Consider the following 13197-nt stretch of genomic DNA (forward strand, 5'->3'; position numbering starts at 1 on the left):
TCAATCTTGTTCTGGGGCGGGCGATTTGCCCGCCCGGAACCGGGATTATGGCGGCGGCAACTGTTTATTTCTATTTAGTAGATTCTTGAACTTACCTAGTAGATTCTTGGAATTGGCACTCAACATAACCACACCCCAAACTAGAGCCCCGGCACCGATACTAATCAACAATACGAAGGCAAAAGAATTAATTCCCACCTTCAGGAAAGGCAAAGGCAAAGCAACTATTTGATTCGGCGGGTCTTGTTTAATTAAATAAGGAGAACTTCCAGCCACTACCCCGGCTACTCCCAAACCAAAGCCGACAGCTTGAATCGTTACCTCTAGTTTGGCATTCCGATAAGCTTCTTCGATCGCCACAATAGCTCTAATTGCCTCGGTTGCTTGGTCTAGCAAGCCGGAACCGTGTTTGAAATAGCCTAAATCTGCTTGAATCTGCCTTTGAAACTGCGGGCAATTTTCTTTACTGAATGTTGCGAGGAAACTTAAATCGGCATCACTATCATTGTACTTTTTAGCTGTTTTGATGTCAAGACTTATTTGATTTAATTTATCCTGGTAATTTTGGGCGTTAATTGCGATCGTATTTTGGCGAAACTCCAAATCAATCAGCATTCGGGCATACTTCACAGCCCGAGGCGGCATCTCAATCATCTGAGTTTCCAGATATTTTAATTCTTCCTCCTTTAAACCCGCACCTTTCGATTGCCTCTGCTGAGCTTTATCTCGCTGCAAATACTTAAAAGTATTGTCAATATCCAGTTCAATTTGTTTGTATTCCTCGCGAGTCACGGCGTAAAGCTTGCGGCTGTCGTGATAAGCGCGAAGAATCTTATTTCGGTACAAAAACAAATCCATAAAATCGCTGTACCGCGTCTCATCCCAGATTTCATCAGTTGTCGGACTGTTGAAAAACCAGATAATAACGTGACAGTAACTATCGGGCTGACTCGGATTACCATACTCCAAAATCGGACTGCCGAACAATTCGCCTTGACGGTAAAAATCCGGCTGGTTTTGACCAGAAATCAACTTTTCTAGACACTGTTTGCCTAAACTTTTGAGAAACTGCGAATCGGCCCGCGCCGCCTGATTTTGTTCGACACTCAGCCAAGCTGTAAGCAGCAGAGTTTGCCCGAAATAACTCTGCACGAAATCCGGCAGTAAGCAGTTATCGGGATTAAATTCCTTGAAGATGCTAACATCGACAGCAGGTGTTTTAATGCCGTTAACTTTTTCGGGAACGCGAATTTGTAAACCCAGGGCATAGCTGTCCTCAATTCGCAGCGGTTGGGCAAAACCCTTGACAGGAATTTGCTGATTTTCAACCGAAATCTCCTTATCAAAGGGTAGAGACTTGCGGTTGCCAACAACTTGTTTATTAATCAGCTCAACTCGGAAGCCGACAGGTTCCTCTTTTTTGTGCAAATAACTGTCATTAAATTTTGTACTGACTGCTAATTTAGTTTGCAAAATCTCATCGCACTTCTGCCACAAACTGGCGAATTCCACAGGGGAATTAGACTCTGATTCTAGGGCTTTGCAGAGGTGAAAGGCAAATAAATAGACGTTGGGGGCATAGATTTTACTGTTTTCAGTCATTGTCTGTATTTGATTGATTCTCTGCATCGAGTTCTTGTTGAATTTTTTTGTAGCTATCTTCAATGCTTTGACGCAGAGTTTGAGTGATGTTAGTTAGTGGGTCAGTGGTAGGTGGGGTGGGTTCGCCCGGATCGTCGATTTCTTTTTTGTTTTGGCCGGCCGCAATTTTTAATTCTTCTCCCAATTGATGACGAGAACACCACTTGCTGATAGCCATAGCAATAAAAAACAGTTGAGCGTCTGCGAGTTCTCCCATTTCTGTTTTTAATTCGGGTAAATCTTGCCATGCTGTCGGCATGAAAATACTCGGATTTTCGTGCAGCCATTGGAGAAAAGCATTGATAATTTTGTCAGGTTCCATTGTAATTACTCCCGTGATTTAAAAATATAAATTCGTAGGGGTGGGTTTCACCAACCATAATTGCCTGAAATCGACAATCTCTCAAACCCGCCCCCACCCCACGAAAAATCATCACCTACATTTTAACATTCGATGCAAATTTCAGGTTGATGTGGGTTATTGGTGGGGTGGGGCGGGTTTATTTAGATTGTTGGTCATCGTTATATATTGTTTGTAAAACCCGTCCCTACAAAATCCTGATGGCACCCCTAACTTAATATCCCGTCGCACAGAATGCCGCCCAATATTTCGGTTCGCGGAACGGCTGTTCCTCACTCGAAGATATTAACCACAATTCCACACTTTCTCTAGATTTATTATCTAAATTTAACAATCCTACCCAAACTCGCAAATCTTCCATACTCACCCCGCGCATCCAGTTTTGTGCCGCATTCAAAGCGAGGGCTACTGAATCTGCATCCGGCAATTCCTGATAAAATTTAATCATTAAAATTGCGGTGGCAAAATCATCGACAGCCCACAGACTGCTGACAACATTCATGCTACCCGCATACAAAAAACCGCTGGGTAAACCAATGTATTCATCCGTCATTGCGGTTGAGGTGGTTAACCCGGTTTCGCAGGCGGAAAGTGTGACGAGACTGCACTGCGGTAACTGCAATTCGGCAAAGATTTCTCGCAGGGTGAGGCATTTTTCTGGGATGGCTTTTCTGCCGCTGCGTAGGGTGACATAGCGCTGTGTTTCATCGGGCTGATTTGACTCTGGCGGCGGGGGTGAGGTTTGCGGTTCCAGGGAATCGGCTAAGACTAGGGATGACAGCAGCGGATAGTCAAAGTTGAATACGCCGTGACAGGAAAAGTGCAGGTAGCTGGTGTTTGAGAGGTTTTCTTGGTTTTCGTTGAGGGCGGTTTTTGTGGCTTGTTTTCTGAGTAAAATTTGATGCGGATTGAATCGGATTTTGATGGTTTCTACTTCCATGTCGGCGTTGAATAAATCTTCGGTGGGATTCTGGAGGGCGAATAGTTGTTGCTGATTTGGTGGGGGGGAGTTTCTGGTGGTGATGCGATTTTTTACGAGTTCCAGCAGTTGCAAGCTGGGGGCGTATTTCACGCCTGCGGGGAAGCTGTCGAGGAGGTAGCCGCGAAAGTTGGTTTTTTGTTTAAATCGGGTTTCTGAGGTGAATTGTAGGGCGTGGAGGGGGAATAGGTGCAGGTAGCGGTGGGGTACTAGGATTATTTGTTTGCAGTTGGGGGGGATGTGGAGGATTATCTCGTTTAGTCGTAGGATTTCTGAGAGTGTTTCGAGTTTTTGGGATAGGGTGTTTTGCCAGGTTCTGTTGGTTTCTTTGTTACGGTATTCGTGGAGATAGTTGTTTTTCCAGGTTTCTAATTCTGCTATTTCGGTTGTGGTATATGTGACTGGTTTTATGCTGTCGCGGGTGATGATGAAGGCTGATCCGCCGCCCCAGCCCCCCTTAGCAAGCGGGGAGTTAGAATTGCCGATGTACCATTCTATGATTGCTGTTTCGGTGTCTAAGGTTTGTTGGAATTTGGTGATGTCGATGGGCTCGACTTTTTGAGTTAGGGTGAATTCGGGTTCTCGCTGTTTTATCTGTTCCAGCAGTTGTGTTAGTTGCTGTGATGTGGTTTCTAGTTTGTCTTTTTCTTGTTGGAAATATTCGGGGCTGAGGCTGCGGGTTTGGGTTGTGGGTTGTGAGGGAGAGTCTTCGGGAACCCCCCCGGCCCCCCCTTGGTAAGGGGGGGAGAAAGAGGGGGAGGAGATGGGGTTTCTGTTTCTAGGAGTTGTTGGGAGGCGGCAATTTGGCGGCGCAGGTTTTGGAGTTGCTGTTTCTCGGTTTCGGTGGCTGTTTTGGGGTAGATTTCGCTGTTGGTGAAGAGTTCGACTAGGTAGCGGGATTTGCTGCGTTCGATTGTTTGCAGGGCTTTGTCATATTGTTGGTGAATGATGCAGGATATCATCATTTTTTCGTAGACATCGAGATTTTCTTCGATGATTTCTCGTTTGCGGTTGTCGGAGGTTATCCACTCGCGGCTTTGTTCGACTGCTTCGATGGCTTTTTCGTAGCCGAAGATGGCTGTTTCCCAAAAACTTTCTGCAAATCCTAAATCGCCTAGATTTCTGCCTGTTCTCAGACAGTCAATTGGCAAAGCGGTGGGAGTGCGAACTTGTAAAGCAGCTTCATAAAATGCGATCGCCCTTGCTATATTCTTATTCTTATTTCCTTTGACTCTATTTCTGTAAGCATTTACTAAATTATTTTTAGTAACCGCCAAATCTTGCGTAAAAGCTTTGCGGGTGCAAACTTCTAAAACAGCTTGAAAAAATGCGATCGCCCTTTCTATATTCTCTCCCCTGTCTCCCTTGATTCTGTCACTGTAAGCAGTTGCCAAATTATTTTGAGTCGTTGCCCAATCTTGGGGAAAAGCTTGGCGGGTGTAAACTTGTAAAGCAGCTTCATAAAATGCGATCGCCCTTTCTATATTCTCTCCCCTGTCTCCCTTGATTCTGTCACTGTAAGCAGTTGCCAAATTATTTTGAGTCCTTGCCCAATATTCGGGAAAAGCTGGGCGGGTGTAAACTTGTAAAGCAGCTTCATAAAAAGCGATCGCCCTTTCTAAATTATCACCCCTTTCTCCCTTGATTCTGTTTCTGTAAGCATTTGCCAAATTATTTTGAGTCGCTGCCCAATCTTGGGGAAAAGCTGGGCGGGTGTAAACTTGTAAAGCAGCTTCATAAAAGGCGATCGCCCTTTCTAAATTATCACCCCTGTCTCCCTTGATTCTGTAACTGTAAGTATTTGCCAAATTATTTTGAGTCATTGCCCAATATTCGGGAAAAGCTGGGCGGGTGTAAACTTGTAAAGCAGCTTCATAAAATGCGATCGCCTTTTCTAAATTATCTCCCCTGTCTCCCTTGATTCTGTCACTGTAAGTATTTGCCAAATTATTTTGAGTCGCTGCCCAATCTTGGGGAAAAGCTGGGCGGGTGCGAACTTGTAAAGCTGCTTGATACAATGCGATCGCCTTTTCTAAATTATCTCCCCTGTCTCCCTTGATTCTGTCACTGTAAGCATTTGCCAAATTATTTTGAGTCATTGCCCAATATTCGGGAAAAGCTGGGCGGGTGTAAACTTGTAAAGCAGCTTCATAAAATGCGATCGCCTTTTCTAAATTATCTCCCCTGTCTCCCTTGATTCTGTTTCTGTAAGCATTTGCCAAATTATTTTGAGCCGCTGCCCAATCTTGGGGAAAAGCTTGGCGGGTGCTAACTTGTAAAGCTGCTTGATACAATGCGATCGCCCTTTCTATATTCTCTCCCCTGTCTCCCTTGATTCTGTAACTGTAAGCAATTGCCAAATTATTTTGAGTCAGGGCCCAATCTTGGGGAAAAGCATCGCGGGTGCGAACTTGTAAAGCAGCTTCATAAAATGTGATCGCCCTTTCTATATTTTCTCCCCTGTCTCCCTTGATTCTGTAACTGTAAGCAATGCCTAGACTATTTTGAAACATTGCCCACTTTTCTGAGTAAGCTTCCCGAGTAAAAATAGTTAATCCTATTTCCAGACAAGCAATCCCAATCTCTATGTTGCTTCTGTGACTGCCTTGCTGAAAACTTGAAACTTTTAGATTTAAATTGTATAAAATATTAGCACGATTTTCAGCTATATCTGCATCCAAGTTTGGCAGGGTTTCTGTTGCCCACTCTCGCAAATATTCGGCAAAATCATCGTCTAATAATTCTAGATTGGCTTGCAGGATGGCGGTTTGTTCTTCGCTATCCCAGATGAGGAGAGTTTCAATCAGGGTGAGATAGGCTTGGCGGCGTGGCTGGGTCATTTTTGACTCCCCATGTTCGTATGATTTTACATTTTTTGCGGGGGAAATCAACCATAGTCCGGACAGTTTTGAGTTCATAGTCTGAAACCCTAGATTTTCCGTTGGTAGCCGATCGCGGAACCGCCTTGAAACCCTTATTCTACGGTTGGCAATCAAAAACTGTCCAAAGTATTGATGGAGGGAGTTTTTAACAGCAGATGTTGGCGGATGGACGGGGATGGACGCAGATGTTGTAGGGATACGGCATTGTTGTGTCGGGCGCGGGACACCGCGCCGTGTTTGTACAAAGTTGGTGTTAAGTTTGGTGGCGAATTACGACATGGCAATACCGTTTCCCTACAGAAAACCCAGACTAACCCAACCCTTCAACTAACAGATTGCGAGCACTTTCCAGCGCTTGTTGCAACTTACTTGCATCGCGTCCCCCAGCTTGCGCCAAATTCGGTCGCCCGCCGCCTTTTCCGCCGCAAATTTGAGCAATTCCCCCGATAAACTTGCCAGCTTGCAATCCTTTCTTATTGACTTCAGGACTAAAAGCAGCCACCAAACTTACCTTATCCGGTTCAGGAATTGATGCCAAAACAACCGCAGCATTTCCTAACTTTTGCTGCAATCTTTCCGCCGCAGTTTTCAGCGCTTCCGTATCCACATCACCCAATTGAGCTACAATGATTTTGAATTCGCCAATATCCTCCGCCGCACTCAGCAACTGATCGGATTTGGCGATCGCCAATTCCGACTTCACAGCAGCCAAATGTTTCTGAGTATCCTTCAACTCATTCTGCAAATTAGTAATCCGGTTCGGTAATTCTTCAGGCTTCGCCTTAAATCGATCGCCCAAATCGCGCACCACCTTATCCCGCACATTCAAATAGTCCAAAACAGCTTGACCGGAAACCGCTTCAATCCTGCGAGTTCCCGCCGCTACCCCCGCTTCGGAAACAATCTTAAACAGCCCGATTTCTGCGGTATTGCTGACGTGAGTTCCGCCGCACAATTCCATCGAAACGCCGGGAAAATCGATAACCCGCACCACATCGCCGTACTTCTCGCCAAACATCGCAGTTGCGCCTTTTTCTCTCGCAAGGGCGATCGGCATTTCTGCAACGACCGCAGCGTGCGCCTCAGCAATCCAACTATTAACTAAATCCTCAATTTTCTGCAACTCTTCTGCTGTGACAGCGCGCGGAGAATTGAAATCAAACCGCAATCTCTCAGACGATACCAGCGAACCAGCTTGCGAAATCGAATCATCCACAATTTTCCGCAAAGCTGATTGTAATAAGTGAGTTGCTGTGTGGTTAGCCTGAACTCGGCGGCGGCCGCTATTGTCAATCTTCGCAGTAATACTATCGCCAACTCTCAGCGTTCCCCGTTCCACCAAGCCGAAATGCACGAAGAAATCCGATTCCTTCTTCACATCATCAACTCTTACTAACAAACCATCACCATTATCTCCGCTTTTCAAATAACCTTTATCCCCAATTTGTCCGCCGGATTCTGCATAAAACGGCGTTTGGTTCAAAACAACTTGTACCTCGGTACCCGCCGCTGCTTCCTCCACAGATTTGCCGTCAACCAAGATAACTTCCACCTCAGCTAAACTCGACAATTCAGCATAACCGACGAACTCAGTTCCCTGGATTGTTTCAGCCAACTTATCCAAAGAACCCTGCACGGTTAAATCGATTGTTTGGCGAGCATCTTTAGCGCGAGTTTGCTGTTCCTTCATCGCCGCTTCAAAGCCCTCCAAATCCACAGAAATTCCCTGTTCCTCAGCAATTTCTTGTGTCAGTTCTAAGGGGAAACCGTAGGTATCGTAAAGAGTGAAAGCATCTTGACCGCTGATTTGTTGGTTTGCTTGCTGTTTTGTGCGATCGACAATTTCCTCCAGCAGCTTCTCTCCGCGTTCCAAAGTCTTGAGAAACTGCGCTTCTTCCCTTGCCAATTCCGCCTTAATTTGAGCTTCCCGCTGCCGCACGTTCGGATAAGCAGCTTCCGAAAGGGCGATCGCACTTTCAGCCACCCGCACCGTAAATTCGCCCTGAATTCCAATCAGTCGCCCGTGGCGCACCACCCGGCGAATCAACCGGCGCAAAATGTAACCCCGGCCCACATTCGACGCGCGAATTTCGTCCGCAATCATGTGCACCACAGCCCGAATGTGATCGCCAATTACTTTCAGCGAAACCTTGACTTTTTCATCGCTATTGTGGTAATCAATCTCGGCAATTTCTGCGGCCGATTGAATGATCGGAAAAATCAAATCTGTTTCGTAATTATTGGGGACTTTCTGGAGGATTTGCGCCATCCGTTCCAGTCCCAAGCCAGTATCAATATTTTGATTTTGCAGCGGTGTTAAATTGCCCTCTGCATCTTTATTGTACTGCATGAAAACCAGGTTGTAGAATTCAATAAATCTGGTATCATCTTCGAGGTCAATATTGTCGCCTCTCTCTGGGTGGAAATCATAGTAAATCTCCGAACAGGGGCCGCAGGGGCCAGTCGGGCCGGATTGCCAGAAATTGTCCTCTTCTCCCATGCGCTGAATCCGATCGCCCGGAATGCCAATTTCATCGCGCCAAATGGCAAAAGCTTCGTCATCTTCTCGGAAAACGCTAACAACCAAATTGGACGCTGGTAAACCGAAAACTTCCGTGGAAAGTTCCCACGCCCAGGCGATCGCCTGTTTCTTGAAATAATCCCCGAAACTGAAGTTACCCAACATTTCAAAAAACGTGTGGTGGCGGGCGGTGCGGCCGACGTTTTCGATGTCGTTGGTGCGGATGCACTTTTGAGAAGTGGTGGCGCGCGGTGATTCGGCGGCGCGCTGTCCGAGAAATATCGGCTTGAATTGTAGCATTCCGGCGATCGTCAGCAACACAGTCGGATCTTCGGGCACCAAAGAAGCACTCGGCAACATCTTATGTCCCCGCTGAGCATAAAAGTCGAGGAAGGTTTGGCGGATTTGGCTGCCACTGAGAAACTTAGGAGAAATAGACATGACAAGAACTGTTAAGTATGTAAAGATGTAGCAACAATAGAATTTATAGGACTTACGCACGGGTGTCCAGAAACCCGGTTTTTCTACCAAAATACTTGCTTAAAATCCTCAATTTCGGTAGAAAAACCCGGTTTGTTGGTTAGGAGTGCGTGAGTGCTAACTTACATCTATTTGGAGATTCATATCATTATACTTAGTAATGTAAAGACCTATCAAGTTTTGCAAATAGTGCTTTACTCCTCGGAAAGCTCATGCTAACTTAATAATAGACACCGGGACAGAAAGAGAAAGGAGGTCGCTATATTTAGAAAGAAAGTTCGAGGATATAGACATGGTGTCTCCGGTCTAGATTCCCAGGCGCAGCAGAAATTAACCGAACACAACTTGGAATAGTGGCGCACTGCCGATCGAGCAGTCAAGCCAAACCGCAGTCGAGTCAGACTTATTGTGGTTGCGGATTAAAAGTAAAGCGGCACAAGTTGTAAACCCTAGTAAGTAACAGTTCTCAATCGGAAACACATCTCGTTTGTTAAAAAAAACAAAGCTCTCATATTATTGGGTCTGATCGCTGTCGATCGGGCCCTACGCTTTTTTATAGGGCGATCGCAGCAGCAGAGGGTGCGAGGGGGAGAGAGGGCAGAGTTCGACTGTATAAGTGCTTTCTACTGAAAGAAAACTTCCCTCCAAGTCGATCGGCGAGCGATCGGTGCAGCTTTTGAGTTAGATCTTATATATAATTAGACCTGGAGCGCGCGCCCCGCTTTTTGCGGCGGCCCAAGCGCTATGGTATCAGGCACTCTCAAGATGCGATATCATTGAGGATGTCGGTACAACTCACATCTTGCACCATTCTCAAGAACGGGCAAGATGCCCGTTCCACAAAAGATAAATTTTCTTGTGGAACAGGCATCTTGCCTGTTCATAAAGAGTTCAAACAATAAAAGCCCGCCCACTCAAAAAAGCTAGTGCCACCAACAACGGTAGTAAATCACTAGCACAGTTCTTAAACTCACAATCTCCGGAGATTCTAGGTACAAGCATGGCCGAAATAACTAAAGAAGAAATGCGCGAACGGCTGGGAAATATTGACCAGATTCGGGATATAATTTTTGGAGCGCAGCTTAGAGAATACGATAATCGCTTCGATAAAATAGATTCCGACTTGTCGATGATGCAGCAAGATATGCAAGCTCGCATCGAACAAGTGAAAACAGTTCTGTCCTCAGAAATGAAGGTGGCAGTTGATTCGTTAGAAAAGAAAGTTAAATTGCTCACCTCAAACACCCAAGAAGAAAGCGCAGACCTCCGTCAGCAAATCGATCGCGTTAACCGCAAATTCTCCAGCAACATGGAAGCCCTCGACGAGGCGATCGACAATCAAACCAGTTCGCTTCGCGACGAACTCTCCAAAACCAGAGATCGACTATCTGAAGAAAGCCGCACTTTGAAAACACAAGTGTTTGAAGAGCTCGATCGTCGCTTTTCCATGCTCAGAGATGTTAAAGTTTCTAGAGACGACATGGCAGAAATTCTGTTTGAACTCGGCATGAGGCTCAAAGGAACAGAATTTGTGCCCGAACTTAAAAACGTTGCTGATAATAAGTTAAATAACGAATTTCTGTTGCCGGAGCGCCACCATAACGGATAATAACGCATGGCTTTACCGAAAGAAAATCCGGCTGACGAAAATGAGTTAGAGGGTTTTGTTTCTCAACCTGACGAGTCTGCTGCCGATGTAGCAACCCAGCTAGAACCCTTGCTGAATCTGTTAGTCGATCTCAAAATTATTGCTGGTTCCAACCAGCAAAATGCAGAGCCCGAAGATGACAGCAGTGGGGAAAATAATCAAGCTGGGGCCCTCGGCGGGTTGATGGATTTGTTAGGTATTCCCTCAGAAAAGCAAGAGGAAGTTGCCGCGAGTGTACCCGAAACGGGCGATCGCCAACCGCAGTCTGGCGATTCCCCGCCTGTTGCAGACGAGTTCAAAAGTTTGCTATTCGCTACTCACAAACTCAACACTTCAGCACTGGAAAAAGACTATTCCTCAGCTAAAACTATCGATGTTTCAGCGATCGCCCAGCCGGATTTGGAGGAGGAATCACAGCCTGTCGAAGAATTGTCTAACTTGACAATGAAAGATTCTCTACAGGAAGTAGAGGCTCAAAAATCCCACGGGAGCGATCGGCATTTACAGGATGTTTCCGCTTCCGAAACCGAGTCAAAATCCTCGGAAATTCCCGATAATCCCATAGTTTCCCCAGTCTCAGAGCCACCAGAAACTGCAGATTTAGATCCGGTGGTTGCTTCGCTTCAATCGCTGCCAAACTTGGTAGAACAGCCCACACCGATATCGCAGCCAGCAGAAATATTAGGCCAAATTAAACAGGATTTAAACGAAGCCGACAGCGCCATGGAAAGGCTGCAAAATCTGATGTTTGGCGAGCAAATCTCGGATATAGAGCAAGTGAAAAATCTGCTGGCAGAAAACGATTTGCCGGGGGTGCGCCACCTGATGGCAACAATCGACGATAAATTAGGAAAATTGGAGCACCAAATCTACGAGCCCCAAGAGTTGATTGAGTTGATGCTGCCTTGGATCGCAGAAATTCTCAGCCGCAAAATTGCTGATTCCAGAGAAGAAGTTGTCAAGGCGATCGTGCCCATTATTGACGAAGTGATTAGGGCAAAAACTCAGGAAAATAAGTCGGCAATGAGTGCGGCAATAGCTGAGCTGCTTCCCGACGCACTGGCTCAACAAATAGTGAATTCGCCAGCGGATATTGCTAATGCGATCGCCCCAGAAATCGGTCTGGCAATTAAAGAGCAAATTCGCCTGGACAAAGAGTCGATCGTCCAGGCCCTCGCCCCAGAAATGGGCAAAACGATTACAGCCCAAATAAAACTCGAACGCGACTCTATGGTGGATGCCCTCTATCCCGTAATTGGCAGTACAATTTCCCGATACATGGCAGAAGCTATCAAGACAATCAATGAAAAAGTGTCCAATGCCATCAGCGTCGAAGGATTCCAGAGAAAAATTCGCTCCAAAGTACAAGGAGTCTCCGAAGCGGAATTAATCCTCAAAGAATCAGTACCCTTTACCGTCCAAGCAGCCTTCTTAATTCACAAAGCATCTGGGTTGATCATTTCCGAAGTTCAAAACTCAGAAAGCTACCAGTTAGAATCAGAAATGGTAGCAGGAATGCTCACAGCTATTCGCAGCTTTGTTAACGACTGTATCGTTCGGCCGGGAGAAGTTTCCGAACTCAATCAAATTGAATACGGCAACTCCAAGATTATGCTAGAAGTAGCGGGATATTGCTACATGGCAGTCCTGATTAAAGGAGAACCGCCCGACTCTTTCATCAAGAAAATACGAGAAACCGTTAGTAATCTCATCCTTAATTATGCTCAAGTAATTCACGAGTTTAACGGCGACCCCGGTACTATACCCGAGTCGCTGCACCCGTGTATAAAAACTTTATTCGACCCGCTACAAACGGAAAAATCAACAAAACCCCCGATCGCCCTAGTGGGTATCGGTTTAGCCACCCTGAGCTTAATCTTAGTACCTTGGGGAATTTATCAGTACCGCAGCAGTGTTGAGCGCCGCCTCGAAGCAAATGCCGTCGCAGCTTTAGCCTCGACTCCCGAATTAGCAGTTTACCGCTTAGATGTTGCAGTTGATGGCAAAACTTTAAAGCTAACCGGAAAGTTGCCAAATCAAGAATTGCGGGCACAAGCAGAAAAAATAGCCGCATCAACTGCACCGAAATTGCAATTAGATAATAGAATTATAGCTGTAGATGTCCCCCCAGATCCAGTTTTGACGGCGGCTGAGGTGCAGCGGATTACCGCTGTTTTGAACCAGAGAGAGGGCGTTTCTATTTCTACGCGGTATGGCGATCGCAAACTTACAGTAGAGGGCCGAGTTAGAGACAGTGCAGACGCACAGAAAATAGCTCAGTCCCTGAAGCAAATTCCCGGTGTTCAGTCGGTCATAAGTACCGTTAAATTAGAGCCGCTGAAAATTACAACCCGCATCTACTTCGAGCAAGGAACGACCAAATTAGACTCAACAGATGAAGAAATCATCGCCCGTGTCAAAAATTTCATGGATCAATATCCTCAAAAACAGATTAAGATAATTGGACACAGCGATCAAAGTGGAGAACTTGCTAAAAATCAACAGTTGTCGCTCAGACGTGCCACAGCCGTGCGAGATGCTTTAGTGCGGCAAGGTGCTAACCCGAAGCGCCTCCAAACGCTTGGCATCCCCAATCCTCCTGCCGACGTGGAACCCAATCAACCGCGAATTTTAAGCAGATGCGTGCTATTTGAACCAATAACTAAGACCATAAACAGTAAATAA

General features: G+C 46.0%; 8 protein-coding genes. 3 read left to right on the top strand and 5 right to left on the bottom strand.

Features of this window, described 5'->3' with window-relative positions; all coding sequences use genetic code 11:
- Positions 1 to 45: 45 nt before the first annotated feature.
- The 3 genes from D0A37_RS03920 to D0A37_RS03930 form a co-directional block, all read right to left on the bottom strand.
- Positions 46 to 1602 (bottom strand): magnesium transporter CorA family protein, encoded by a 1557-nt coding sequence (locus D0A37_RS03920; protein ID WP_242721322.1) that lies wholly within the window; start codon positions 1600 to 1602, stop codon positions 46 to 48.
- Positions 1595 to 1963, bottom strand: a complete 369-nt coding sequence (locus tag D0A37_RS03925; RefSeq protein WP_242721325.1) for a hypothetical protein — start codon at positions 1961 to 1963, stop codon at positions 1595 to 1597. Before D0A37_RS03925 ends, D0A37_RS03920 begins: the two co-directional genes overlap by 8 nt.
- A 253-nt stretch (positions 1964 to 2216) precedes the next feature.
- On the bottom strand, positions 2217 to 3410 hold the full coding sequence (locus tag D0A37_RS03930) for a CHAT domain-containing protein (protein ID WP_445242533.1): 1194 nt from the start codon (positions 3408 to 3410) through the stop codon (positions 2217 to 2219).
- Between D0A37_RS03930 and D0A37_RS03935 the strand changes: the two genes are divergently transcribed.
- Entirely contained in the window at positions 3379 to 3543 is a 165-nt protein-coding gene (locus D0A37_RS03935) for a hypothetical protein (RefSeq protein WP_242721328.1), read from the top strand. The genes D0A37_RS03930 and D0A37_RS03935 overlap by 32 nt on opposite strands.
- A 70-nt stretch (positions 3544 to 3613) precedes the next feature.
- Here D0A37_RS03935 and D0A37_RS03940 read toward each other — a convergent pair whose 3' ends face one another.
- Both D0A37_RS03940 and alaS read right to left on the bottom strand, forming a co-directional pair.
- Complete coding sequence (locus tag D0A37_RS03940; protein ID WP_242721331.1) at positions 3614 to 5821, bottom strand: tetratricopeptide repeat protein; 2208 nt, start codon at positions 5819 to 5821, stop codon at positions 3614 to 3616.
- A gap of 352 nt (positions 5822 to 6173) precedes the next feature.
- The gene (alaS, locus tag D0A37_RS03945; RefSeq protein WP_242721334.1) at positions 6174 to 8825 is read right to left on the bottom strand and encodes an alanine--tRNA ligase; all 2652 of its coding nucleotides are present in this window, start codon (positions 8823 to 8825) and stop codon (positions 6174 to 6176) included.
- Between the two features lie 1039 nt (positions 8826 to 9864).
- Here alaS and D0A37_RS03950 point away from each other — a divergent pair.
- Together D0A37_RS03950 and D0A37_RS03955 are read left to right on the top strand one after the other, a co-directional pair.
- Positions 9865 to 10473, top strand: coding sequence for a hypothetical protein (locus tag D0A37_RS03950; RefSeq protein WP_242721337.1), 609 nt, complete (start codon positions 9865 to 9867; stop codon positions 10471 to 10473).
- A gap of 6 nt (positions 10474 to 10479) precedes the next feature.
- A complete protein-coding gene (locus tag D0A37_RS03955; RefSeq protein ID WP_242721340.1) occupies positions 10480 to 13197 on the top strand; it encodes an OmpA family protein in 2718 nt (905 codons plus the stop codon).

This window comes from Microcoleus vaginatus HSN003 (assembly GCF_022701255.1).
Classification (GTDB): domain Bacteria; phylum Cyanobacteriota; class Cyanobacteriia; order Cyanobacteriales; family Microcoleaceae; genus Microcoleus; species Microcoleus vaginatus_B.